At 35.6% G+C, this 24452-nt stretch carries 27 protein-coding genes and 1 pseudogene; 8 read left to right on the top strand and 20 right to left on the bottom strand.

Annotated elements, in window-relative coordinates; translation table 11 throughout:
- Entirely contained in the window at positions 1-276 is a 276-nt protein-coding gene (locus JFU18_RS22870; RefSeq protein WP_002033923.1) for a hypothetical protein, read from the top strand.
- 111 nt (positions 277-387) lie between these two features.
- On the opposite strand, the gene JFU18_RS22865 is transcribed toward JFU18_RS22870, so the two are convergent.
- The 4 genes and pseudogenes from JFU18_RS22865 to JFU18_RS22850 form a co-directional block, all read right to left on the bottom strand.
- Complete coding sequence (locus JFU18_RS22865; RefSeq protein WP_002014892.1) at positions 388-720, bottom strand: DUF3909 family protein; 333 nt, start codon at positions 718-720, stop codon at positions 388-390.
- 5 nt (positions 721-725) lie between these two features.
- Positions 726-1604: an NAD(P)-dependent oxidoreductase gene (locus tag JFU18_RS22860; protein WP_201031723.1), complete on the bottom strand. Its 879-nt coding sequence runs from the start codon at positions 1602-1604 to the stop codon at positions 726-728.
- 4 nt (positions 1605-1608) lie between these two features.
- Entirely contained in the window at positions 1609-2739 is a 1131-nt protein-coding gene (locus tag JFU18_RS22855) for a serine hydrolase domain-containing protein (protein ID WP_201050342.1), read from the bottom strand.
- Positions 2740-2888: 149 nt separating this feature from the next.
- Positions 2889-4180, bottom strand: a pseudogene (locus JFU18_RS22850) (GGDEF domain-containing protein).
- 310 nt (positions 4181-4490) lie between these two features.
- On the opposite strand from JFU18_RS22850, the gene JFU18_RS22845 reads away from it, so the two are divergent.
- The 3 genes from JFU18_RS22845 (at position 4491) to JFU18_RS22835 (ending at position 6120) form a co-directional block, all read left to right on the top strand.
- Positions 4491-5108, top strand: coding sequence for a nitroreductase family protein (locus JFU18_RS22845; RefSeq protein WP_201031724.1), 618 nt, complete (start codon positions 4491-4493; stop codon positions 5106-5108).
- A 234-nt stretch (positions 5109-5342) separates the two neighbouring features.
- Positions 5343-5561 carry a hypothetical protein gene (locus tag JFU18_RS22840; protein WP_002088422.1) on the top strand — a complete coding sequence of 73 codons (219 nt, stop codon included), beginning with the start codon at positions 5343-5345 and terminating at the stop codon, positions 5559-5561.
- A 196-nt stretch (positions 5562-5757) separates the two neighbouring features.
- Entirely contained in the window at positions 5758-6120 is a 363-nt protein-coding gene (locus tag JFU18_RS22835; protein ID WP_085312280.1) for a DUF3915 family protein, read from the top strand.
- Between the two features lie 86 nt (positions 6121-6206).
- Here the strand turns inward: JFU18_RS22835 and ptsP are convergent, their stop codons facing one another.
- The 4 genes from ptsP to glcT form a co-directional block, all read right to left on the bottom strand.
- The gene (gene ptsP, locus JFU18_RS22830; RefSeq protein WP_201031725.1) at positions 6207-7919 is read right to left on the bottom strand and encodes a phosphoenolpyruvate--protein phosphotransferase; all 1713 of its coding nucleotides are present in this window, start codon (positions 7917-7919) and stop codon (positions 6207-6209) included.
- The gene (gene ptsH / locus JFU18_RS22825) at positions 7919-8182 is read right to left on the bottom strand and encodes a phosphocarrier protein HPr (protein WP_002033915.1); all 264 of its coding nucleotides are present in this window, start codon (positions 8180-8182) and stop codon (positions 7919-7921) included. The genes ptsP and ptsH overlap by 1 nt, the downstream gene beginning before the upstream one ends.
- A 135-nt stretch (positions 8183-8317) precedes the next feature.
- On the bottom strand, positions 8318-10381 hold the full coding sequence (gene ptsG / locus JFU18_RS22820; protein ID WP_002014901.1) for a PTS glucose transporter subunit IIABC: 2064 nt from the start codon (positions 10379-10381) through the stop codon (positions 8318-8320).
- 340 nt (positions 10382-10721) lie between these two features.
- The gene (glcT, locus tag JFU18_RS22815) at positions 10722-11570 is read right to left on the bottom strand and encodes a glucose PTS transporter transcription antiterminator GlcT (protein ID WP_002033914.1); all 849 of its coding nucleotides are present in this window, start codon (positions 11568-11570) and stop codon (positions 10722-10724) included.
- 165 nt (positions 11571-11735) lie between these two features.
- On the opposite strand from glcT, the gene JFU18_RS22810 reads away from it, so the two are divergent.
- Positions 11736-12554, top strand: a complete 819-nt coding sequence (locus JFU18_RS22810; RefSeq protein WP_002014903.1) for a Cof-type HAD-IIB family hydrolase — start codon at positions 11736-11738, stop codon at positions 12552-12554.
- Between the two features lie 73 nt (positions 12555-12627).
- Here the strand turns inward: JFU18_RS22810 and phnF are convergent, their stop codons facing one another.
- The 6 genes from phnF to JFU18_RS22780 all read right to left on the bottom strand — a co-directional run bounded on the left by phnF (position 12628) and on the right by JFU18_RS22780 (position 17885).
- On the bottom strand, positions 12628-13359 hold the full coding sequence (gene phnF / locus JFU18_RS22805) for a phosphonate metabolism transcriptional regulator PhnF (RefSeq protein ID WP_071746946.1): 732 nt from the start codon (positions 13357-13359) through the stop codon (positions 12628-12630).
- Complete coding sequence (gene nagB, locus JFU18_RS22800; RefSeq protein WP_002033913.1) at positions 13289-14077, bottom strand: glucosamine-6-phosphate deaminase; 789 nt, start codon at positions 14075-14077, stop codon at positions 13289-13291. Before nagB ends, phnF begins: the two co-directional genes overlap by 71 nt.
- A gap of 4 nt (positions 14078-14081) precedes the next feature.
- On the bottom strand, positions 14082-15224 hold the full coding sequence (gene nagA / locus JFU18_RS22795; protein ID WP_002165119.1) for an N-acetylglucosamine-6-phosphate deacetylase: 1143 nt from the start codon (positions 15222-15224) through the stop codon (positions 14082-14084).
- Positions 15225-15431: 207 nt separating this feature from the next.
- Positions 15432-16334, bottom strand: a complete 903-nt coding sequence (locus JFU18_RS22790) for a ComEC/Rec2 family competence protein (protein ID WP_002190566.1) — start codon at positions 16332-16334, stop codon at positions 15432-15434.
- 78 nt (positions 16335-16412) lie between these two features.
- Entirely contained in the window at positions 16413-16985 is a 573-nt protein-coding gene (gene scpB / locus JFU18_RS22785; RefSeq protein ID WP_002128944.1) for an SMC-Scp complex subunit ScpB, read from the bottom strand.
- 156 nt (positions 16986-17141) lie between these two features.
- Complete coding sequence (locus tag JFU18_RS22780) at positions 17142-17885, bottom strand: segregation/condensation protein A (RefSeq protein WP_002143025.1); 744 nt, start codon at positions 17883-17885, stop codon at positions 17142-17144.
- 169 nt (positions 17886-18054) lie between these two features.
- Between JFU18_RS22780 and JFU18_RS22775 the strand changes: the two genes are divergently transcribed.
- Together JFU18_RS22775 and JFU18_RS22770 are read left to right on the top strand one after the other, a co-directional pair.
- The gene (locus tag JFU18_RS22775; RefSeq protein ID WP_000510194.1) at positions 18055-18150 is read left to right on the top strand and encodes a YjcZ family sporulation protein; all 96 of its coding nucleotides are present in this window, start codon (positions 18055-18057) and stop codon (positions 18148-18150) included.
- Between the two features lie 99 nt (positions 18151-18249).
- Positions 18250-18768, top strand: coding sequence for a DUF309 domain-containing protein (locus tag JFU18_RS22770; RefSeq protein WP_063218952.1), 519 nt, complete (start codon positions 18250-18252; stop codon positions 18766-18768).
- A 20-nt stretch (positions 18769-18788) separates the two neighbouring features.
- Here JFU18_RS22770 and ribT read toward each other — a convergent pair whose 3' ends face one another.
- Together ribT and JFU18_RS22760 are read right to left on the bottom strand one after the other, a co-directional pair.
- Positions 18789-19157 (bottom strand): GNAT family N-acetyltransferase RibT, encoded by a 369-nt coding sequence (gene ribT / locus JFU18_RS22765; RefSeq protein WP_000908403.1) that lies wholly within the window; start codon positions 19155-19157, stop codon positions 18789-18791.
- Positions 19158-19642: 485 nt separating this feature from the next.
- Positions 19643-20080, bottom strand: coding sequence for a peptidylprolyl isomerase (locus tag JFU18_RS22760; protein ID WP_002190570.1), 438 nt, complete (start codon positions 20078-20080; stop codon positions 19643-19645).
- A gap of 187 nt (positions 20081-20267) precedes the next feature.
- On the opposite strand from JFU18_RS22760, the gene JFU18_RS22755 reads away from it, so the two are divergent.
- Positions 20268-21134, top strand: a complete 867-nt coding sequence (locus JFU18_RS22755) for a DUF1002 domain-containing protein (protein ID WP_002033908.1) — start codon at positions 20268-20270, stop codon at positions 21132-21134.
- Between the two features lie 32 nt (positions 21135-21166).
- Here JFU18_RS22755 and JFU18_RS22750 read toward each other — a convergent pair whose 3' ends face one another.
- The 4 genes from JFU18_RS22750 to spoVAE all read right to left on the bottom strand — a co-directional run bounded on the left by JFU18_RS22750 (position 21167) and on the right by spoVAE (position 24450).
- Entirely contained in the window at positions 21167-21970 is an 804-nt protein-coding gene (locus tag JFU18_RS22750) for a Cof-type HAD-IIB family hydrolase (protein ID WP_002014913.1), read from the bottom strand.
- A gap of 95 nt (positions 21971-22065) precedes the next feature.
- Complete coding sequence (spoVAF, locus tag JFU18_RS22745) at positions 22066-23538, bottom strand: spore germination protein SpoVAF (RefSeq protein ID WP_201034282.1); 1473 nt, start codon at positions 23536-23538, stop codon at positions 22066-22068.
- Positions 23525-24094 carry a stage V sporulation protein SpoVABEA gene (gene spoVAEA / locus JFU18_RS22740; RefSeq protein ID WP_201034283.1) on the bottom strand — a complete coding sequence of 190 codons (570 nt, stop codon included), beginning with the start codon at positions 24092-24094 and terminating at the stop codon, positions 23525-23527. Before spoVAEA ends, spoVAF begins: the two co-directional genes overlap by 14 nt.
- A 5-nt stretch (positions 24095-24099) precedes the next feature.
- Complete coding sequence (gene spoVAE, locus JFU18_RS22735; protein ID WP_201034284.1) at positions 24100-24450, bottom strand: stage V sporulation protein AE; 351 nt, start codon at positions 24448-24450, stop codon at positions 24100-24102.
- Between the last annotated feature and the right edge of the window lie 2 nt (positions 24451-24452).

Here is a 24452-nt window from a genome sequence, read left to right as displayed (position 1 = left end):
ATGAGTTTACTTATCGCACTTATACTAGGAGTTACATGCGGAGCTATTCCTGTCATTTTAGGAGCTATTATGGAAGAATTAGAAGTTGGTGTTTTAGGTTTTGCTGCATCATGTGTAAGCGCTTTATTTTTTGGTTTATATGGTGCTATTCCTGTTTCTATTCTGTGCGCATTTTATATACTACGCCATGCTCGCGCAAAACAGCTCGGCCCTAATCACATTGCCCAAGTTATTCCATTCCCAATTGAACGATGCCGCCGCGCTTCCAGCCTATAAAGTGAAACTTTAATCATTGGGAGTTTTACTGCACACAAATAGCGGGATAAATTATCCAACTTAAATATTATGCCTGCCTAAATAAATAAAAAGTCCTCAAATGAGGACTTTTTATTTATTTTCTTCTAGAAATTGAAACAATTCTTGCAAATGAAGTGCATCTTCACTGTAGCTAACGGATACATGACATGTCCCTTCAATCTCAGCATGCATATAAAGGACAATTCCATCCCGATCATATTTCAATGCCAAATAAAACTCCATTTCCTCTAACATCTTTTTCGAGCTTCGGATAACATAATGTCCTTTCTCATCTCTTCCATATTCAAAATCTGGTCCAAAATCGTATTTTTGTTTAAAAGCTTCTTTTTGCTTATCATTAATCTGTACACAAGTTGCTCGCTGCACAGCATCAATCATCTCGTCAAACTTTTGGAGATCCATTCCATTTACCCCCTTATATACTTTTTGTATAATACTTGTGTTCCGCTATTCTCTTTTCCATCTGCGATTAGCTCTTCATACAATTCCTTCGCTAGGGTTAAACCCGGTACTGGTAATTGTAATTTTTCAGCTTCATCTAAAGCAATCTTCATATCTTTCATAAAATGCTTTACATAAAAGCCAGGTTCAAAATCTCCTTTTAACATTCGAGGAGCTAAATTACTTAATGACCAGCTACCTGCTGCTCCTGTCGAAATACTCTCTAATACTTTATCTGCATTAAGTCCAGCCTTTTTCGCATATGCTACCGCTTCACATACTCCTATCATGTTAGAAGCAATTGCTATTTGATTGCACATTTTTGTATGTTGTCCACTCCCAGCAGGGCCTTGCAACTGAATATTTGTTCCTAGTTTTTCAAATAGAGGTAAGCAAATATCATATATTCTGTGCTCTCCACCGACCATAATTGCTAGTCTTGCTTCTTTAGCCCCAATGTCCCCGCCAGATACTGGTGCATCTAATGTATATATATTCTTTCTTTTCGCAACTTCATTAATACGTTTTGCCAATGTTGGTGTAGATGTTGTAAAGTCAATTGCTATCGTACCTTCATTTGCATGTTCTAAAATTCCATCAATCCCAAAGTACACTTCTTCTACATCATGAGGATAACCAACCATCGTCATAACAACATCAACTTGCTTTACTAACGCTTTCGGTGTATCACACCAAGTCGCACCCTCTTGCACTAAAGAATCCGCTTTTTCCTTCGTTCTATTATATACATATACTTTATGACCTCCTTGCATTAAATGATGTACCATACTTTTTCCCATTACACCAATACCGATGAAACCTATTGATAAATTTTTATTCTCCATCTTCTCATCCCCTTTGTTCTAATAAATCATTTACCATCTTCCGAAATTCCTTATTAAAATCATCATCCAAACTATTCTTCACATTTGAGAATAAAATAACAAACGTTCCTTTTTCTTTATTGAAATTATTGAAAGTGTTCCAACCAGATAATACACCATGGTTATGGAAAAAATCAGGATATATGTAAAAGCTAAATGCATATTTCCTCTCTGCTGAGGGTGTAAACATCGCTTGTATACTTTGTTCAGAAAGAAGCTTCCCATTTATAATCGCTTCATCTAATTTTTTCATATCCCCTACTGTCGTATACATCTCACCCGATCCATATAACCAGTCCATTCCTAATTTTTGTGCTGGTACAAGATCTTGGTCTTTCTTCACATAACCCTTCGTGAAGTTTTTATCTCCAGGTACCATATTTCCCATACCCGATTCATGCATCTCTGCTTTTGTAAATATATTCTCCTTTATGTAATCTCCTAAAGGCTTTTTCGATATACTTTCTATAATAAAAGCAAGCACCATATAATTATAATCTGTATACCTCCAACCTGTTCCTGGAGGAAATTCTACATTTTGACGTCCAATCCAATTAATTAACTGTAAACGGGAGGCTGCATTCACATTTCCTTTGGCATGTTCAGGCAAACCAGAGGTATGTGTTAATAAATGATATAACGTGATATTTTTATCTGTTGGAAATGAAGGAATGTATTTATTTACATTATCTTGGATATTTAACTTCCCTTGTTCTTGTAACTGTAGAATGGATGTAGCAACAACTGTTTTCGTAATAGAACCGATACGATATTTTGTTTGAGGCGTATTTTCTATTTTATTTTGAACATCAGCATATCCATATCCTTTATTCAATATAACATGCTCTTTATCTGTCACCAAAACTGTCCCATTAAATTGCTTTCCTACTAAATACTGATCTAACTTTTGAGATATACTAGCATAATCAATTTTTTGTACTTCTTCTATATTATCCTGTACCTCTGACTCAATAGCAGGAGTTACCTTTGTTGTTAATACTGCTTGTTCCTTTGGATCGGGACTATAGAGAAAATAGTATACTCCGCCGCAAACTACAGCAGACAGTGAAGCCATAACCATTATTTTTTTTATCATATTGTTCCTCCGTAATTACTTCATGTGAACTACCCACCACTTAGTCTCTCTTGCGAGCTTACTTGAAGTGGGAGCTTCTCGGTTAAAATGGTCCCCCATATTCTATTATCAAGTAATAAAAAAAAATCGCAACAATTTGTTGCGAAAAATCACATTTTTTCTTTTCTATATATACATACTTGATTTTTCCCATTTTTTTCGCTTCATATAACGCAATATCCGCTCTTTGCATTAACTCTTCTCTTGTAATCCCTTGCTCATATAACGCAACTCCAAAACTCGCTGTTAATTTCGAAATTCCAGAGAAATGCTTTGTTTCAATGAAAAATCGCAATGATTCCGCAACTTGAAACGCTTCTTTTTCTACCGTATTTGTCACTAATATTATAAATTCCTCTCCTCCCCATCTTGCAAATACATGTTGATCTTCAACTTTAGATTTCATAAGATCTGCAAGTTGTACTAATGCTAAATCGCCAAAATCATGACCATATGTGTCATTTACTGATTTAAAATTATCTATATCAAACAAAATAAGTGCAACTTTTTCATCATTACGTAATACATTCTCCCACTCTGTCTCCAATATTTGCTGGAATTTCAAGCGATTATATATTTCTGTCAATGAATCTATCATAGCCAATCTTTCTTGCTCTTGATAGATTTCATCTAATTCTGTAATCTCTGTGCATTTTACTATAAATCGCGATAAGTCTTCTGGTAATGGTGTCGCACGTAATAGAAAAGTAAATGCTTCTCCTTCATAATTGTACATTTTAATTCTTCTTCCATTTGATAAAGTATCATCCAGCCATGTTATATCGTGAGTCGTCGAATAATATCCGTTCTCTCTAATAAGATGTTCTGCAAACACTAAATGTTGTTCACGATACGTAAATAAATTATCATGTCCGAAGAATTGTAAAAAATTCGTATTACAATCAACAATCTCATCATCTTCTACTATAAATAATAAATCATTTTGAAAATCAAACATCGTTTGAAGCAATTCTTGCTGTAAACCTACTTGCCGCACTAAAGAAAGTTGATATAAACTCTTATTCACTTCCTCTAGTACCACTTGTGGAGTTACTGGTGCTATAACAATATTACGTATTCCTAACAGTAGTAAATCTGCAAACTGATTGTCTATCTGTTGATCCCAAATGATAATGAATGTGCTCTGTGAATTATATATATTCTTTATATATTTTATTTGAGCAAAATCTGTTACATACATAATTACAATATGTGGTCTAGTTCTATGAAACAATATTTCTCCTTCTTCAAAACTATTTGCTATAAACATACATTTTGGATGGACGTTTTCTATCGTTTGTTGATGTGTACATCCATCTTCTATATAAAGGACATTCAACTGAAGATCTTGTAATACATTTTGGAAAACAGTATTCTCTAATAAAAAATGTAGTATGTTCATCACTAGTCTTCACTCACTTCATATATCTTGTTTTACTGAATTCCTCACAATCATTTTATAAAGAATTGTGAGGAACTCATATTAACAAGCTAATTGAGAATGTTATCTTCGCTTATCTGCTCTGGAAATTCCTTTTTTAGTGTATGATTATATGAATTGTATCGTTTGTATGAATGCCCTGCCTTACTATTTAAAACTTGACAATTAAAATAAAGGTATTATATTCTTAAATTCAATAACTTACAAAATGTAAGTGGAGTATATTACATTTATTTTATATTAAGTTGATATGTAATTTGGAGGATATATAATGACAAACAATGACTTTTTTAACGTTTTATATGAACGCACATCTACACGTGCATTCAACCCTGAAAAAGAAATTTCATCTACAGAGTTACATGAAATTTTAAAAGCAGCTGCTCAAGCACCTTCTGCTTGGAACTTGCAACACTGGAAATTCCTTGTGTTTCAAGGCGCCGACGTGCAAAAACGATTACACCCAATTGCTTATAACCAACAACAAATTCTTGATGCTTCTGCTGTAGTCGCTATTTTAGGTGATTTAGAGGCATATAAAAATGTTGAACCTGTTTACGGTCCAATTGTAGAACAAGGATTTATGAATGAAGAAGCAAAAGAGCGCTTAGCTAAAAATATTGAATCTGCATATACTCGGGAGCAATACCCACGAGATGCTGCCTTTTCAAATGCTGCTTTAGCAGCAATGCAACTTATGCTTGCTGCTAAAGCAACCGGCTGGGATACTTGCGCTATTGGTGGCTTCAATCCACAAGCATTAATGGAAGAATTCAATGTTTCATCTCGTTACGTACCAATTATGCTTATTACAATTGGTGAATCCACTTTAAAAGGTCACCCTGCACCGCGCATGAGCGTAGAACAAGTAAGTGAATGGGCGAAATAATAAAAACGAAGGTAATTTCATTACCTTCGTTTTTTTATATCCTGTCACACATCCGTAATATTACAATGTATTATTCGACATCTACACATAGAGAAATTGTAATTTTTACGCTATCACCATAAACAAATATGGCGTTTTGTGTCGAAATTTGTTAAATCATTGAAATATAACCGTGTATTTTTGTTACAATTGTGATACAATGATAACAAATAGATAACAAGAGAGGGATTTTCATTGAGTTCATACGGAAGCTTTATCGCACTTTTGAGTTACATAGTAACTGTACTACTGCTATATTTTATTGGCGATGCTGCAAACATATCAGTGTTACAATTCCCAAAAGAAGAAGCGTTACAATTAGAAGCAGAAAAACATACTGCACGATCCATTGCACCACTACTCTTAGCTCTTCCTGTATATATCATCGTTTTATATAAAAGTAAAAAAGTGTAAAGGCTACCTAATTCATTCATTTCGGTGGTCTTTACATTTTTTTGTGACATTTCCCCTATTTTAAACATCATTCCATACTAAATACCCATCTAGTCATTTAAAATGAGAAAATCCCCTAGAAAAATTTCCATTATCTGTCCAGTCACTAACTACCGAACTTACATAGATTATAAGTGTGAAGGGGGTGATGAGGATTATGTTTGGATCATTTGGATGCTGTGATAACTTTAGAGACTGTCATCATCATGAAAGAGAGCACAACCATCGTGAGAAAGAGAGAGAAGAAATTAGACCACAACGACCTGCTGTATGTAACGTACTTGCAAATCTTTCTATAGGCACTGAAATTTCACTTCTTAAACTAAAAGGAAATGGAACATTCCGCAATTTAGTTTTTGAGGGGTTCTGTAACGGTATTGCTCTATTCTCTGCATTAAGAAGAGATAACGACGACAAAGACAACAACAAAGATGATAAGAATGGAAACAATCGTAATGACGATAGATTTGAAGGGATTTTACGTGTTTGCCCAGAAGATGTTATCGCAATTGCTCTTTAAGAGAAGTTTAATTAATAAAATCACCTAAGGTATATGTAACAAAAAAACCTGAGACCGATTTCAAATCGACTCAGGTTTTTTTACTATTATATGCTTTTAACTAATTCAACAACTTCTTCAGCAGTTGACATTGTTAATGCTTTTTCTGCTAATGTTTCCATTTCTGCTTTTGACAACTTGCTTAGTTGTGTTCTTGCAGGAAGAATAGATGTTGCACTCATACTGAACTCATCTAAACCTAAGCCTAATAATAATGGGATAGCAAGTGAATCTCCCGCCATCTCACCACACATACCAGCCCATTTGCCTTCTTTATGAGCAGCATCGATAACCATTTTTACAAGACGTAAAATAGATGGGTTATATGGTTGGTATAAGTAAGCTACTTGTTCGTTCATACGGTCTGCAGCCATTGTGTATTGGATTAAGTCATTTGTTCCGATAGAGAAGAAATCAACTTCTTTTGCGAATTGATCTGCTAATACTGCTGAAGCTGGAATTTCAACCATCATACCAACTTCAATAGAATCAGAAACAGTTGTACCCGCTTCTACAAGTTTTGCTTTCTCTTCTAATAAGATTGCTTTCGCTTGACGGAACTCATCAAGAGTTGCAATCATTGGGAACATAATTTTTAAGTTACCGTATACGCTAGCACGAAGTAATGCACGAAGTTGTGTACGGAACACATCTTGCTCATCAAGACATAAGCGAATTGCACGGTATCCTAAGAATGGGTTCATTTCTTTTGGTAAATGTAAGTATGGAAGTTCTTTATCTCCACCGATGTCAAGTGTACGAACAACGACTGGTTGATCTTCTTTTACACCTTCAAGAACTGCTTTATACGCTTCGAACTGCTCTTCTTCTGTTGGAAGATTGTCACGGCCCATGTATAAGAATTCTGTACGGTATAAACCAACGCCTTCTCCGCCATTATCGATAATACCTTGTACATCATTTGGTGTTCCGATATTAGCAACAAGCTCAACGTGATGTCCATCACTTGTTACAGTTGCTTGGTCTTTTAATTTTGCCCATACAGCTTTTTGCTCTTCAAATTTCGCTTTCTTTTCTTCAAAAGAACGAAGAGTTTCTTCAGATGGGTTTACAATTACTTCTCCATCTAAACCGTCAATGATTACGATATCGCCGTTTTGGATTTTCTCCATAACAACTTTCGTACCAACAACAGCTGGAATTTCCATAGAACGAGCCATAATTGCAGAGTGAGATGTACGTCCACCGATATCAGTTGTGAAACCTTTTGCATACTTACGGTTTAACTGAGCTGTATCAGATGGTGTTAAATCTTCAGCAATGATGATTACTTCTTCAGAAATTGTACCAGGGTTTGAGAAGTTAATTCCTAGTAAATGCGCAAGAACACGCTTTGTTACGTCGCGAATATCCGCAGCACGTTCTTTCATGTATTCGTTATCCATGTTTTCAAACATAGAAATAAACATTGATGCAACTTCATCCATTGCAAATTCAGCATTTACTTTTTCGCTATTTACTTTATCTTTTACTGGATTTACTAATTCCGGATCATTTAATACTAATAAATGTGCTTCAAAGATAGCAGCTTTATCAGCACCTAGCTCAGCAAAAGCGTGGTCCTTAATAGCTTCTAGTTCAGATTTTGCTTTCTCAAGCGCAGCGTCTAAGCGTGCAATTTCAGCAGCTTCGTCTGTAATTGATTTCTTTTCAATGTTAAATTCAGGATTCTCAAGTCTGAAAGCCTTTGCAATAGCAATCCCACTTGATGCAGCGATCCCTTGGATATTAAGAGTCATTATTCTCCTAATCCTTCGTTTTTCATAGTTTCTTCGATAGCTGCTAGTGCTTGAGCTGCATCATCACCATTTGCAGTGACCTTAATTTCCGCGCCTTGTTGAATTCCTAAAGACATAACACCCATGATTGATTTTAAGTTAACGTTTTTTCCGTTATACTCTAAGTTAATGTCAGAACCAAATTTGCTTGCAGTGTTTACAAGTAGAGTTGCTGGACGAGCATGAATTCCTGAGTCGCTAGTTACTTTAAAGATTTTTTCCATGATAATTTATCTCCTTCAAATACAGTATTTTTTTAGTTGTATAGACGTGAGTACTACATCATCTATTGTATATAATAGGCGATGTTCGGTCAACCACATCGCCTATTATAATTATAAACATTTTGCGTCAAATTCCTACTGAATGTCAATAATAGCGTTTTCGCCCTTCTTAACATTTCCATCTTTTTTCAATTCGACTTGTTGCCCTTGTTGTAAATTCGTAAAGACGATTGGTGTAATAATAGATGGTGCATTTTCTTTTACAAATGCAAGATCTACTTTTAATAATGGTTGTCCTTGCTTCACTTTATCACCTTGTGCTACAAGCGCTTCAAAGCCTTCACCATTTAATTTTACAGTATCAATACCGAAGTGGATTAAAATTTCTTTTCCGCCTTCAGACTGAATACCAATCGCATGTTTTGTAGGGAATACATTTACAATCTCACCATTAACCGGAGAAACTACTGTTCCTTCTGTTGGCTCAATCGCAAATCCATCTCCCATCATTTTCCCTGAGAATACTTGGTCAGGTACTTCTGTAATCGGTAAGATTTTCCCTTCAATTGGTGAAACGATTGTTTCATTTTCATCAACCTGTTGAGGAGCTTCTTCCACTTTTACAGGCGCTTCTTTTTCAACATGAGGTGTACGGCCTGACATAATATCATGAATTTGTGATTTTAATGTGTCAGATTTCGGTCCGAAAATAGCTTGAATGTTATTTCCAACTTCAAGTACACCGGCTGCTCCAAGCTCTTTTAAGCGGTCTTTATTTACATTTTTTTGTTCGTTAACTTGAACGCGTAAACGAGTAATACAAGCATCTAACGAAGCAATGTTTTCTTTACCACCAAGTGCTACTAATACTTCACGTGGAAGTTCTCCTGCTTCTGTTTTCCCTGCGCCTTCATTAGCATTCGCTACTTCACGACCAGGTGTTTTTAAGTTCCATTTACGGATTGCGAAACGGAATCCGAAGTAGTAAATAACTGCTAGTACAAGACCAACAATAATTACCCACCACCATGCCGTACGACCTGGTAGTACACCGAATAATATGAAGTCAATTAAACCACCAGAGAATGTCATACCAATTTTAACACCTAAAATTTGCATTGTCATAAATGATAGACCAGCGAATACTGCATGAATTCCGAATAATACTGGTGCTACGAATAAGAATGAAAATTCAAGCGGTTCTGTAATACCTGTTAAGAAAGATGTTAATGCAGCAGATCCTAAAATACCAGCTGCTAATTTTTTATTTTCCGGACGTGCTTCATGGTACATTGCTAAAGCTGCTGCTGGAAGACCGAACATCATGAACGGATACTTACCAGTTGTAAATGTACCTGCTGTTAATTCTACGCCGTCTTTTAACTGTGCCATAAAGATTTTTTGGTCACCACGGATTAATTCGCCAGCTGCATTTGTATACTGACCGAATTCGAACCAGAATGGTGAATAGAAAATATGATGTAATCCAAATGGAATTAATGAACGTTCGATTAAACCGAATATAAATGCTGCTATCGTTCTATTTGCATCAATCATTTGATGTGAGAACGTATTTAAGCCACCTTGAATGTATGGCCAAATGAAGCACATGATAATACCTACCACTAAAGAGAATGTTGCAGTTGCGATTGGTACGAAACGCTTACCTGCAAAGAAACCTAAGTATGATGGTAATTCAATGTTGAAGTATTTATTATAACAATATGCCGCTACTATCCCGACGATAATACCACCAAACACTCCTGTTTGCAGCGTTGGAATTCCTAATACGTTTGCATATGCTGGATCTGAAAATCCAATTTTCACTGGATCTGTTCCAGTGCTTGTTACTTTCACTAGTTTATCTACTTCTAAGAACACACTCATCGTTTTGTTCATAATTAAGTATCCGACGAACGCTGCTAAACCAGCTACTCCGTCTCCACCAGCTAAACCGATCGCTACCCCAACTGCGAATAATAGCGCAAGGTTAGCGAAAATAATATCGCCAGATTGTTCCATAATTTTTGCAACCATTACGAACCAATCTGCTTTTAAAGCAGGGATAACATTTGTTAGTTGTGGATTTTGAAATGCATTACCAAATCCAAGTAAAATACCTGCTGCCGGTAAAATCGCTACTGGAAGCATAAGCGCTTTTCCGACTTTTTGAAGAACACCAAAGATCTTCTTAAACATGGAAACCCTTCCTCTCTTATCTATATTGATACTTTTCGACAAACGCCAAAAAGGCATGAGGAAAAAAAAGATAGAACGATAGCTATACAAAGGGTAGTATGTCCCTTTCTTTAGCTTACATTCCCAACTTTTCTCCACTCATGCCTGATCGAATCAGTAACACGTGTCAAAAATAGGATTACGTATAAGTTCACTATAATTAAAGCAAACGTTTTCGTTATTTACCTTAATGTGTTTGTCGAATTTTGTATAACTTTGCAATAGTTATTATACATAACTATTGTAAGCGATTCAATCATTTTTTTTAACGTTTTCATTTTAGACAAAAATATATGTCTTTTTACACATGTTCTGCTTTCACTAATCGTTGTAAATGCATCGTTAAATAAATACTCTCCGCTTCATAAACAGGAAGTTGTAATTCGTTCTGCATTACTTTGACTAGCTTCCACGCCAAATTGTAACAAACTGGATATTCTAATTTTAATAAATCAGCAAAACTTTGTGCTTCTTCTACTTTTTCTCCTTTTTTCACCCGTTCAATAGCATATTGTAAATGGCGAATAAGGCGTAAATAATGAATGCTTTCTTGGTCTAATGTAATTTGTAGGTTTGTCTCAATTAAAGACACAAGTTGTGCAATAAGACGAGAATTTTGATTAACAGAAGATAAATCAGAGTTTGTAAGCGAGCTATAAATATGGAGTGCGATAAAGCCAACTTCTCCTTCTGGTAATGTAATTTGCAAACGAGAATTTAAAAGTTTCACAACTCCTTCAGCAATTTCATATTCCTCTGGATATAGCATTTTCGTTTCAACTAAAAAAGGATTATCTATTGTAAGTCCTTGTTTCAGCCTTTTAATTGCAAAAGAAATATGATCTGTTAAAGCGATATGAATATGTTCATTTAATGGAGACTCCGCTTTTTCTTGAATGTATAACATAATATCATTCATCAATTCAATTAGCTTTTCACTCACATGCGGCACTAAAAGTTTGTATTGTTCTCGATCACGTTCATTTTTTAAAACAAACATTTTCTCAATTTGTTCTTGCTCCAACACATCTTCAGCCTTTTTTCCAAATCCAATTCCTTTACCGATCACTACTACTTCCTCGTGTTCAGGATGGCTAGCAATGATGACATTATTATTTAAAACTTTTTTAATTTCTAGATAATTACTCATATAACACCACCCTCGTACTTAAATAGCCTACTTTTATGTTACAGAACATTCTTCTTTGTCGTCAATGTAAAACATCTACCATTTGATAAAAATTCATTTTTTAGACATGTTTGTATATGATGCGTATAATGTAAGAGCAACTGTACATAGAAAGGAGATAGCAACATGATTAAAATGTTTGTAAGTGATATTGACGGTACAATGATGCAGCATGGAGGTCTGATTGATGAACAGGATGTTGCGGCACTTCGCAGTCTTGCTGAGCAAAATGTTATTCTTTGCTTCGCTTCTGGACGACTTGATAATGAAATCGCAGACTTAATGAAAGCTGTAAATACAAATTTCCATCGTATTAGTGTAAATGGTGTGTTTGTATACACTAATGAAAATAAGCAACTATTATCCGCAAATTTTGATTCCAGCATTCTTCCTGATTTACTAGCTATGACAAATCAAGACCCTTATTTCCGTTATGTAAGTGATGAGCATAATTACTATATTGAAGAAAAGACACCTTTTATTCATGAACTCGAAAAACAAGTAGCAATGACTTCTGTTGAAGAACCAAATTTATTACAGAAAATCGATGATACAATTTTTCCAAATAAAATTTCTATCGGTGGAACAAAAGAAAACTTACAACTCCTTCAAAAAAAGATCGATGAAAAATTCCATGGAAAAGTTAGTACTTTCATTTCAGCTGAACAGTGTTTAGATGTAATGCCACCAAATATTAGTAAAGGTTCTGCTATTTCTGTTTTATTACAAGAGTTTCAAATACAACCAGAGGAGGTTGCATGCATAGGGGATTCTTACAATGATATCCCAATGTTTTCCTTAACTCCTCATAGTTTTGCTATGTCTCAAGCTGATGATGCGGTAAAAGAGCACGCTCACTATGTAGTAGATGCTGTCAAAGATGCCGTTAACCAAGTACTTGTTTATAATGAAGAAGCAAATAAAAATACGACTCGATCCTTATAAGGATGAGTCGTATTTTTATTTCTTTACATGTTGAAAACATCAAAGTTCACTGTACTTCACAAACTGAAATATATTACTTGTTACGTGCGATGTTCGTAATAAACTTGTAACGATCCCCACGATAAATACATTTCACATACTCTAACGGTAACTCACCTTCTGAATATGACCATTGACGCATTACAAGTACAGGCGCCTTTTTAGGAATATGCAGATGTTCAGCTTCATTATCCGTTGCAATTGAAGCTTCAATTGATTGAGTAGCGCGAACAAGCTTAAAGCCCAGTTTTTTCTCTAAATGTTCATATAAAGATTGTTGCAATATTTCTTCGTTAATATCTTTCACAAGAGTTGGCGACAAATATGTCGTCTCAAATGCAATCGGTTCGTCATCAGCTAAGCGCGTACGCCTCACTTCATAAACCGATTCTCCCTCTTGTATTCTCAGCCGGTCTGCTATTTTAGCAGTAGCTGGAACTAGGCGGAAACTTAATAACTGGCTGCTCGGTTTCATACCACGAGATATCATATCTTCTGTGAATCCCGTCATCCCTTGCAACTTTTGCTCCACTTTCGGAAGTTGGACGAACGTTCCAATCCCACGTTTCCGGTATAAATAGCCTTGTTCCACTAAGTTATTAATCGCCTGTCTGATTGTCATACGACTCACTTCGAACTTATCACAAAGTTCATTCTCAGATGGAATTTTATCTCCCGGCTTCCATTCGCCGTCCTCAATTAGCTGTTTCACCCACTCTTGAATCTGATAATAGATCGGAAATGGTGAATACTTGTCGATGTTCATCAGCAATCGCCTCACTGCATAAAGATAGAGCTTCTGGATCTGCGATTACGGTTACATTCGGATGACGTTGTAAAACTGTAGCAGGACACGCCTCACTATATTCACCTTGCAATAATTCTTTAATAGCTTCTGCCTTTTTAGATCCCATAGCAACAAGTAGAATTTGTTTCGCTTTCATAATACTTCCAATTCCCATTGTAATCGCATGAGTCGGCACATCTTCTTCATTTTCAAAGAAGCGAAGATTTGCTTGGCGTGTAGATTCTGTTAATTCTACAATGTTAGTTGGAGAATTAAATGGTGTTCCTGGCTCATTAAATCCGATGTGACCGTTTTCACCGATTCCAAGAATCTGTAAGTCAACTGGGTTAGCTACTAGAATGCCTTCATAACGCTTGCACTCTTCCTCTAAATCACTTGCCATCCCATTCGGTACATAAGTTTGTTTAAATGGAAGATGATCAAACAACTGTTCTTGCATGAAATAGTGATAGCTGTTTTTATCTTCGTGTGGTAAATTTACGTACTCATCTAAGTTTACAGTGGTTGCATGACTTGTATCAAGTTTATTTTTTCGCATTTCTGCATAAATACCTAATGGAGAGCTTCCTGTAGCCATTCCTAAAGTTGGATTTTCTTTTGATTTTACAACCTCTTTAATTAACTTATAACCTGCTTCTGCTAATTCTTCTGGAGTTTTTACAACTAGAATATTCATCTAATTACTTCCCTTCCTTCATATGAATTCCTAAACGAACCGTATCATATACATGTAATTCTTCAGTCATAACAACAAAGTCTGCATCTTTACCTACCGCTAACGCGCCTTTATTATTTAATCCAAATTCTTCTGCTTGGTTAACTGATGTCATTAACACTGCCTCCTCGATTGAACATCCTGTAAATTCAATTACATTTCGGAAAGCTTGATCCATTTTTAAAATACTACCAGCTAACGTTCCATCTTCTAATCGGGCACTGCCATCTTTTACATGTACTGGCTGTCCGCCAAGCTCATATAATCCTTCTTCAAGACCTTTTGCACGCATTGCATCTGTAATGACACTTACTTTTTTCGGTCCTTTTAATTTATATGCTAATTTCACCATATCAGGGTGAATGTGAATACCATCTGTAATTACTTCAACCATTACATCTGGATTTAATAACACATGACCAACAACTCCTGGTTCACGATGATGTAATCCACGCATTTGATTGTATAAATGTGTTGCATGTGTAATTTTTCTATTTTTCAGTTGTGCATCAATTGCATCTGTATGCCCCATTGTGCCAACAACACCTGTTTCAGCAAGATACTGTTCAAACTCTAACGCACCTTCTTCTTCCGGTGCATATGTTACTAATTTAATTAGATTACCACTTGCTTCCTGCCATTGTTTAAATTGCTCGATACTCGCAGGAACAATATGTTCAAGTGGTTGTGCACCCGCACGTTTTTTTGAAACATATGGTCCTTCTAAGTGAATATATTCGAAATGTGCTCCCTTATCTTTCGCTTCCTTCGCAGCACTTAGCGCCGCTTCAATCGCTTCTGGAGCTTGTGTCATTGTTGTTGGGAAGTAAGTTGTAACTCCTTCTTTTAACATTTCTTTACCAAGAGTTACTAATCCATCGCTATTTGCATCCATCGCATCAATATCGTATCCACCATGAATATGAACATCAATCATACCTGGAATCACAATCTTTCCTGCCGCATCTAACACAGTTTCATTTTCTTGTGATACATATTGAGCCATCAAACCAATTTCTTTAATTGTTTCTGTGTAACGAATAAATCCGTTTTCCACTACTTCTTTACCTGTATAAATTTTGGCATTGATGACAACTTGCGTTTTCATTTTCATCGATCCTTTCCCATGAAATACCTACTTGTTATTATTACCTTATTCGCCTAATTCCATCTTAATATACACACGAGTAGTTGTCTATACATTCTAATGAAATTTCCTCTTCATTCAGCAGAAAAAAGGAAATTTATTTCTTTTTCATTATAATATATGTTATTCATTTTTTCCAAAATGGAAAATACCCTCTTATATAATTAATCACTTAAGTAGTGGCATAAGACCACTCGACCCCATAGTAATATGTTCACCGTCTGTTTCTATTTCTACTGTACGCTTGTTTGTTCCGTATATCATTATACCACGCTGTTTTAATCGTCTTACAACACTTTGATGAGGATGTCCATATGGATTTCTACTCCCGTACGAAAGAATAGCGAATTGTGGGTCTACTTTTTTTAAGAATGTTTCACTCGTTGAAGTATACGAGCCATGATGCCCTACTTTTAATACATCTGCATGTACATCAAATTGCTTTAATATTTCATTTTCTGTCCGTATATCAGCATCACCCATTAATAAAAAGTCCGCTTTACCATATCGAATCTTTAATACAATTGAAGACTCGTTATTCTCGTCTTTCGATTTCCCATTGTTCAATACTTGTATAGAAACATGTGGATCTAGCGGTATGTATTGTCCTTCCTTCACTGAAATGAAAGGAATGCCCCTTTTTTTAATGTTATTTCGATACGTATGATAAGTAAATGAACTATATGTTTTCCCGCTATCTAATACGAGGGAAACTGGCATTTGCTCTACAATTGGAATAAGTCCTCCTATATGGTCCATATCAGGATGAGTACTTACAATCACATCTAAATGATTAATTCTTTTTTCAATTAGTTTTTGAATAATGACCTCTCCCGCTTCATAAGGACCCCCATCTATTAACATCGTTTGACCATTTGGCAATGTAATAAGTGTCGCATCACCTTGTCCAACTTTTAAAAAACTCACTTTCATTTTACCAAAATGTTGCCGCTGCATATGTATAGAAGACGCAGTATGAATAGACATCATATATCTTTTAGCCGATGCGCTGTTTAACGAAAAACATAATAAAACAGAAACCAACAATAGAATACTCCGTACACCTTTCATAACTCGTCTCCTTTTTTCATTTAGTATGGCACGCTCTGTAATTGATATACAAAAAAAGCTTAGCAAAATGCTAAGCTTTTATTTTGATAATTCCTGTAAAGAACCAAAGAATAAATCTGCTTCATTCATTTGTTCATTTTCTTCCGAAAGAGGTGGTAAATCATCTAATGTTTTCAATCCAAACGTATCTAAAAATTCTTTCGTCGTTCCGTATAAAATAGGGCGCCCTGGTCCTTCCGCTCTTCCCGTTTCTTTTATAAGTAAGTGTGAAACTAACGTTTGTAATGCCTTGTCCGTTTTCACACCTCGAATCTCTTCCATTTCTGTTCTTGTAATCGGTTGACGGTACGCAACGATTGCCAACGTTTCAAGAGCTGCTTGAGAAAGTGAAGCCGCGGTTGGAGTATCTATTAATTTTTGATAGTACGAAGCATGTTCTTTCTTTGTTGCAAAACGATACACTTTTGCATATTGTACAATTTGCAAACCGCGATTCGATCCTTCGCATTCTTTTTGCATTTCCTCTATACTGTTTATTACTTCTTCCACTTCAACTTCCAGAACTTTAGCTATCTGTTCCGGATAAATCCCTTCGTCACCTGCAACAAATAAAAGCCCTTCAATAATCGATTTTTGTTCTTTTCTATCCATTTTACGAACTCCTTCCTCCTATTTCCCATAAAAAACACACATAAAAAAACCGAATCACAGTAAATGCGTTCGGTTCAATATTTCTTCTCTCGTTCCAAACGATACATTAAAACCTAACATGAGATAAAATATTTCTATCCCATCTTCACATCAACTCTATACGGATTTATTAGAGCTTGATACGAAAATTTCATCAAAATTATGTTCCTGCTCAATTATGATTTGTTGATTTTTCATTAGCTCAAGAACCGCTAAAAATGTTACAACCATTATTTCACGTTCTTCATCAGCAAACAAATCATAAAAGCTTTGACGACCGCCTCTTACTTCTAACTGTTGTAGAATATCAGTCATTCGCTGTGCAATTGGTATTTCTTGGCGAGTAATTCGCGTTGTTACGGGGGTTTTTGCTTTTTTACGACGCATTAGCTTTTGAAATGCCGCTAACATATCATATAACGTAACATCAAGAGGTAAGCTTGTCTCCTCTTCTTGTTGAAATGATGTAAAATCAATTGGCGGACGTGTATATAGCTGTGCTCTTTCTTGTTCTCTTTCTTTTAACTCAGTAGCAACTTGCTTATATTTCTTATATTCAATTAACCTCTCCATCAATTCTTGACGAGGATCATCTATAAAGTCTTCACCGTTATCAGGTACATCTTCTTCTTGTTTCGGTAACAACATTTTACTTTTAATTTGTAATAACGTTGCAGCCATTACTAAATACTCACTGGCAACATCTAATTGTAATTCTTTCATCGTATGGACATAAGATAGATATTGCTCTGTAATTTTCGCTACAGGAATATTATATATATCAATTTCGTAACGATTTATTAAGTGTAACAATAGATCTAAAGGCCCTTCAAAAGCCTCTACTTTAAAATTATACTGCACAAAGCATCCCACCACATTTTTTCTATAACACCATAAGTATAGAGCATACTCATGTTCTATCCAACCTTTTTAAGAAATTTAATTAAAAATAGACCTATGCCCATGTCATAATGCCCACCGCTTCATATGATAACAATGTAGTAAGAACAATGTAGGAGGTCAAAAAACTATGGGTCACGTTGATTGCGGTTTTAGCGGTGGGTTCGCATTACTTGTTGTACTGTTCATTTTACTAATCATTGTAGGAGCAGCTTGCTTCTGCTAATAGGACGCAATAAAGCGACTAGGGATATTTCCCTAGTCGCTTATTGTTAATATTTCTATGATAAACTGTACATATAACCGTTAGACAGGAGCGAATAAAATGTATCCTACCGAGTACGTACAATTTTTAATTCATTTTCACGGAGACTATGATTATTTTGAATGTCATGAAATATTAGAAGAATATTGGAAATTAAAACCTAGAGGAGAACGTGACAATTACTTAGTCGGCCTCATTCAAATTGCTGTTTCCTCATACCATCATAGACGATCCAATTGGAATGGTGCAGAGAAGATGATAAAAAGCGCAATAACAATTTTAGAAAAGAGCAGCGCGCAATTACATCAATTCGGAATAGATCATAAACAACTTACATTCTTATTAAATGAAAGATTACAATCTATCCACAAAAAGGAAAATTTCGCCCCGTTATTTTTACCCTTATTAGACGTATCGTTAGAAAAACAATGCATACAGTTATGTAAGAAACAAAACCTCTCTTGGAAAGATGCGAACGTCATTCCTGGTGAATACATCATAAATAAGCACACATTGCGTGATCGAACAGAAGTCATTTCTGAACGACACGAACAACTACAAAAAAGAAAGCAGAGATAATAAACTACTTATCCCTGCTTTCATGAATGTATATTTTGTTCAAGCTCTTTACACTTTTTGCAAAAACTTGCTGTTTGCTCATTTCCGCAAATTGTAAACTCAAGAAATTTACTCTTAAGCTCTTGAACCATCTTCGTCCCAATCCCCATATGACGGTGAGACGGATTCACGCTCAAATGCTGAATTTCCAATACCTGATCTTCTTTTTTTATAATCCCCATTATCCCAACAAAATCTTCATTTTGTTTCCACAAATACAATTGCCAATCCTCTTTCGCCTCATACTCTTTCATTGTCAATTGTAATGTTTTCACATCTTTTTCAGTTGGCATAAATGAAAGAAGCCCCATTGCAATTTTTTCATAACTTTTTTTAAAACGAATTAACATAACCCTTATCCCTTCTTACAAAAGTTACAAACTATTTATCCCCTCAATCACTCTTTTCATATCACATTCATTCTACAATATTTTTACCAGAGTGAGAAGGGGCTGAAACAACTTGATAATCATACAAAGCGTTAAGAAGAAAGTCAAATATATGTTTTCACGCTATTTCTTTCTATTACACCGCTCAAAAAAGAGACAATACTATATAGGAACTAAAAGAAAAATCCCTTTCTCATCACATTTCACTTATTAACCACTTTTGAACAAAGTAGTTCTACTAAAAGCAATATGTTAAGAGAAATACATTTATTGAAGCATATAATTCGTACTCCATCCTATGTATTTTGTTAAAAGTTTGTTCTCATGAACAATATAATTTAACGTTAGTAGCCGTCCTATTTGTGTCATATACTTTAAAATATATACCAATCCCTGTTTATAGGAAATAAAAAAAGAGAGCAAAATCGCTCTCTTTTTCTCGTAACTTATTCTTCCCAAACTTTAACTTCTTTCATTGCATCGCCTTGACGCATGTTTAATACCGTTTCAATACCGCTTGTTGCTTTACCGAATACAGTATGTACGCCATCTAAATGCGGTTGTGGCTCATGAACAACAAAAAATTGGCTACCACCTGTATTACGACCAGCATGTGCCATAGAAAGTGATCCAACAAGATGTCTATGAGGATTTCCATCAGTTTCACATGGGATAGAGTAACCTGGGCCACCTGCACCTGTGCCTGTTGGGTCTCCACCTTGGCTTACGAAGCCAGGAATAACGCGGTGGAATGTCACACCATCATAAAATCCTTGCTCTGCTAATTTTTTAAAGTTTTCTACTGTTTTTGGTGCCTCTTCTGGGAAAAATTCTAAATCGATTTTTTCGCCATTTTCCATTAATATGTATCCTAAAGTTTTCATATGTATATGTCTCCTTTCAACTATCTCAGCACTATATTACCATATTCATGACGAGAAACAAAAAGAATCCGACAATCTGCATACTTCTTTTTTGAAATGTGGAAGAAGCTAGGTGACAAATAAGAAAAATATACTATAATAACTGTGTTGCCCGAAAATTTAAGAAAGAGAAAGGGAGCGATTTTTCGTGAAAACGAAATTACTAGCTCTGCTATTAGCTGTAGCCGTATTTATTATGCCAACAGCTTCATTTGCAGACATCATTGAGGGAGAATCAATTGTTACACTAGGAGAAAACTTATCTGAACAACAAAAACAAGAGCTGTTAAAAGAAATGAAAGCACCAAAAGATGCTACAATCATCACTGTGTCTAATGCGGAAGAACATAAATTTCTAGAAGGAATTGTTCCAAAAGCGCAAATTGGTACGAGAGCAATTTCCTCTTCTATGATTACATACACAAAACCAGGGTCAGGTCTCATTGTACGCTCAAAAAACATTAATTCGATAACAGATGCAATGTACACAAATGCACTTATTACAGCAGGTGTGAAAGATGCAGAGATTCAAATTACTGCACCATTTAAAGTTTCAGGAACTGCTGCTTTAACAGGTTTAATGAAGGCCTATGAAACAACATCAAACAAAGCCATTCCTGAAGAAGTAAAAAAAGTAGCCAATGAAGAAATGGTACAAACAGCCCAGCTTGGTGATAAAATCGGCGAAGAAAAAGCAGTTCAACTTGTTGCAAAAATTAAAGAAGAAATTGCAAAAGAACAGCCCAAAACCACTGAAGATTTACGTTCATTAATTAAAAAAATTGCTGATCAACTTGGCATTACATTAACAGATGAACAGTTGGATAACTTAGTATCGTTATTTGATAAAATGAAAAATCTTAATATCGATTGGAACCAAGTTGGTAGCCAATTAGAAAAAGCAAAAGACCATGTGTCTGCCTTCTTAGGATCTGATGAAGGGCAAAGTTTCCTGGATAAAGTAAAAGATTTCTTCTCTAGTATCATTGATTTCGTTAAATCTTTATTCAAGTAAAAAAAGAAGCTCGCCAATGACGAGCTTCTTTTTTATACAAGTAACGGTAATTTCATAATAGCTTCTTCAACCGAACGGACAACATAATTTGCTTTCTCCTTCACATACGGATGAGCATGATGGAGGGTGAAGGAGTGCGGGGTTACTTCAAACATAGAAATATCATTGAAAGAATCTCCAATACATGCAACTTCATTTGCTTCAATTTGTAAATGTTCCATTAATCGCTTCAGAGCGCTTCCTTTACTTACACCTCTTGGCATAATGTCAACATATCGCTTACCCGATATAAAGACTTCCGCTTCGCTATGAAATGTATCTCTCAACTCTTGATCTAATGCTACAATTTTTTCTTCTTCGCCAAAAACAAATAATTTCGCAGGATGTACAGTCTTCCCAAATTCCTCTTCTAACTCTTCGATTTCAGCAATATGCACTCCCATATACTCTTCAAAAGTATGGTGATGTTCATTCTTCCTTTTTGTATATCGCTGCTCATTTGCACAAACAATATCTGCTAGTCCCTTTTTATGTATATATCGATATATTTCCTGGGCAACCCCATCTTCAAAACTCGATTCATGAAATACTTTTCCATCCGGTAGTATCATTGTCGCTCCATTTAAACTAGTTGTGTAATACGGGAACGAAAACCTTTTTACCGCCTCATCAATTCGGTGAGTAAAACGGCCAGAGGCAAAACAAATATTTGTCCCGTTTTCAGCTAGCCAACAAAGCGCTCGTTCATCTTCTTTTTGCATATCATTCATATTGTAAACGAGTGTATCATCTAAATCACTTACAAATAGTTTAATCATGTCCTCTTCCCCTTCCATACACAATATCTACTCTAATTGTACAAAAAAAATGTTTGATTTTTGTTAAAAAAACAATAAATTTTCAATAAAAAATAAGCGGAGCATAATCCCGCTTATTTTTGTCTTCGCACATTTTGAGGTCTTACAATACTTGGACGAACCTTTAAACTAGACATAGTTGGACGAAGTAAAATTTTCGTTAATGCGCCCCAATCAAACGGTAAAAACGGCCATAAATACGGTGTTTGCAAGCTTTTTATAGATGTTAAAAATAGAATCAATATCGTCATTCCAATGACAAATCCCATTTCATGAAATATGCCTGTTAAAATAATGACAAACAATTTTCCAATCTTATTCCCAAGCCCTAACTCATAACTTGGCGTAGCGTATGCTCCAATCATAGAAACTGCTACGTACAAAATAACTTCTGGTACAAACAAACCTACATCAATTGCAATTTGACCAATTAATATGGCAGAAATTAATCCTGCTGCCGACGACAATGATGTCGGTGTATGAATGGCGGCCATTCTTAAAAATTCGAGTCCGACTTCCGCCATCAAAATTTGTAATAAAATCGGTAAATGCGTCATCTTATTTGGTCCAATGAAAGCAAGACTTTCCGGTAAAAGAATCGGATCAAAAACAAAAACTAGCCAAAACGGCAGTAAGAATAGCGAAAATATAACACCTAAAAAACGTACCCAACGTAAAAATGTACCTACAGCTGGATTTTGTCTAAACTCTTCTGCATGCTGTAAATGGTGAAAATATGTTGTTGGAGTGATCATAGCACTTGGTGATGTATCAACGAGTACTAACACATGTCCTTCTAACAGATGATTTGCTGCTACATCTGGTCTCTCTGTGTATCGGATAAGCGGGAATGGATTATAACCTTGTTTCACTACAAATTCTTCTACCGTTTTATCCGCCATCGTAATCCCATCTACTTCAATATTATTTAATTCTTGTTTTATAATCTTCACTAAATCCGGATTTGCAACATCTTGTACATATGTAATACAAATATCCGTTTGCGATCTATCCCCTACTCGAATCATTTCATTTCGAAGACGTGGATCGCGTATTCTTCTACGAATTAACGCTGTATTTACAACGATATTTTCAACAAATCCATCCCTTGCACCACGCACTACCTTTTCTGTATCTGGTTCTGTCGGTGTCCGGCCCGGATAACTACGAACATCTATTGCGAACGCTTCAGTTTCACCTTCCACAAATATAACAATGAGTCCTGATAATACTTGGAGCATTACATCATCCATCGTTTTTACTTTACTTACTTGTTGATGAATTAAACGATTCTCTAAAAGCTTTACTGTATCTTCTTCTACATCCCTTATTTCATTTGTATCCACCGCTTCTTCTAAAATAGGGATAATATAATTCGTATCACAAAGTCCATTTACAAATAACACACCAATTTCTTTATTTAAAATTTTAAATTTACGAATACCAACATCGTATGTAACACCAAGTCCAACTGTTTGCTTTAAATAATTTTCATTATCACTTAAAAAAGATGAAATCGGGATATTCACTTTTTTAGGCTTCGTCATAAAAGCCACTCCTTTCCAAAATTAATTGAATCGCTTTTCTAGTAATAGGTGATCCTCTCTCCCATTCATCATTTCCGCACATCTTGCCAATATCACCGACCCCCACTATGACAGGAACACTCAGACCATCTAAACAATAAATCGTATCCCCACTAATCCTGCCAATTTCACCATCTGGGAGTCCAAATTTATCAACGCCATATTCTGTCAAATTCCCATTCCGATCTACACTTACATCTACACGCGCCCATTCCCAATGATGTGTATTAGATGCTACTGCTAAAATACCGAGTACATCAACTTGTTTATGTGTTGCGACATACTTTAACGCCTTTTCACCAGATCCTTCTCCTATAAATCCGCTGTCATCAAACATGACAAATACAGGGTCATATGGCGTTTGCATAATAAGCTCAACAACTTTCTTCCCTGTCAATTTGGTCGGATTACTTTGCGATGCTGAAATACACCTCCCCCCAAATTCCTTTGTTAACAGCTCAATTGTCCGCTTTGCATATTCATCTCCATCTGTGACCAAAACAACCCTTCGTCTCATTTGATTTATCCTTTCGGTTTACATATAAGTGCAACAAAAAATGAAAATAATATCGCTGCTGAAATCCCCGCAGACATTAAGCTAAACATACCGATTCCAATTCCTAAATATCCATGTTTTTCTGCCGCATGCATTGCCCCGTGCAATAGTGAGTGTCCAAAACTTGTAATAGGGACTGTTGCCCCAGCACCTGCAAATTTTATAAGCTTATCGTACAATCCGAATCCGTCTAAAATAGCTCCGGCGACTACAAAAGTTGCCATTAAATGTGCCGGTGTTAACTTTGCGAAATCTAGCAACACTTGTCCAATTACACAAATAGCTCCTCCTACAAGAAATGCATATATAAAATCCACAA

The organism is Bacillus sp. TH22 (genome assembly GCF_016651015.1).
GTDB lineage: Bacteria > Bacillota > Bacilli > Bacillales > Bacillaceae_G > Bacillus_A > Bacillus_A mycoides.
Note: the sequence above shows the minus strand (reverse complement) of the source record. Positions and strands in the feature narration are given on the sequence as shown.

Bases quoted from the DNA above. Each gene is read 5' to 3' on its own strand.
- JFU18_RS22870 (WP_002033923.1), top strand. From the start codon at position 1: ATGAGTTTACTTATCGCACTTATACTAGGAGTTACATGCGGAGCTATT.
- JFU18_RS22865 (WP_002014892.1), bottom strand. From the start codon at position 720: ATGGATCTCCAAAAGTTTGACGAGATGATTGATGCTGTGCAGCGAGCA.
- JFU18_RS22860 (WP_201031723.1), bottom strand. From the start codon at position 1,604: ATGGAGAATAAAAATTTATCAATAGGTTTCATCGGTATTGGTGTAATG.
- JFU18_RS22855 (WP_201050342.1), bottom strand. From the start codon at position 2,739: ATGATAAAAAAAATAATGGTTATGGCTTCACTGTCTGCTGTAGTTTGC.
- JFU18_RS22845 (WP_201031724.1), top strand. From the start codon at position 4,491: ATGACAAACAATGACTTTTTTAACGTTTTATATGAACGCACATCTACA.
- JFU18_RS22835 (WP_085312280.1), top strand. From the start codon at position 5,758: ATGTTTGGATCATTTGGATGCTGTGATAACTTTAGAGACTGTCATCAT.
- ptsP (WP_201031725.1), bottom strand. From the start codon at position 7,919: ATGACTCTTAATATCCAAGGGATCGCTGCATCAAGTGGGATTGCTATT.
- ptsH (WP_002033915.1), bottom strand. From the start codon at position 8,182: ATGGAAAAAATCTTTAAAGTAACTAGCGACTCAGGAATTCATGCTCGT.
- ptsG (WP_002014901.1), bottom strand. From the start codon at position 10,381: ATGTTTAAGAAGATCTTTGGTGTTCTTCAAAAAGTCGGAAAAGCGCTT.
- glcT (WP_002033914.1), bottom strand. From the start codon at position 11,570: ATGAGTAATTATCTAGAAATTAAAAAAGTTTTAAATAATAATGTCATC.
- JFU18_RS22810 (WP_002014903.1), top strand. From the start codon at position 11,736: ATGATTAAAATGTTTGTAAGTGATATTGACGGTACAATGATGCAGCAT.
- phnF (WP_071746946.1), bottom strand. From the start codon at position 13,359: ATGAACATCGACAAGTATTCACCATTTCCGATCTATTATCAGATTCAA.
- nagB (WP_002033913.1), bottom strand. From the start codon at position 14,077: ATGAATATTCTAGTTGTAAAAACTCCAGAAGAATTAGCAGAAGCAGGT.
- nagA (WP_002165119.1), bottom strand. From the start codon at position 15,224: ATGAAAACGCAAGTTGTCATCAATGCCAAAATTTATACAGGTAAAGAA.
- JFU18_RS22790 (WP_002190566.1), bottom strand. From the start codon at position 16,334: ATGAAAGGTGTACGGAGTATTCTATTGTTGGTTTCTGTTTTATTATGT.
- scpB (WP_002128944.1), bottom strand. From the start codon at position 16,985: ATGGATAGAAAAGAACAAAAATCGATTATTGAAGGGCTTTTATTTGTT.
- JFU18_RS22775 (WP_000510194.1), top strand. From the start codon at position 18,055: ATGGGTCACGTTGATTGCGGTTTTAGCGGTGGGTTCGCATTACTTGTT.
- JFU18_RS22770 (WP_063218952.1), top strand. From the start codon at position 18,250: ATGTATCCTACCGAGTACGTACAATTTTTAATTCATTTTCACGGAGAC.
- ribT (WP_000908403.1), bottom strand. From the start codon at position 19,157: ATGTTAATTCGTTTTAAAAAAAGTTATGAAAAAATTGCAATGGGGCTT.
- JFU18_RS22760 (WP_002190570.1), bottom strand. From the start codon at position 20,080: ATGAAAACTTTAGGATACATATTAATGGAAAATGGCGAAAAAATCGAT.
- JFU18_RS22750 (WP_002014913.1), bottom strand. From the start codon at position 21,970: ATGGAAGGGGAAGAGGACATGATTAAACTATTTGTAAGTGATTTAGAT.
- spoVAF (WP_201034282.1), bottom strand. From the start codon at position 23,538: ATGACGAAGCCTAAAAAAGTGAATATCCCGATTTCATCTTTTTTAAGT.
- spoVAEA (WP_201034283.1), bottom strand. From the start codon at position 24,094: ATGAGACGAAGGGTTGTTTTGGTCACAGATGGAGATGAATATGCAAAG.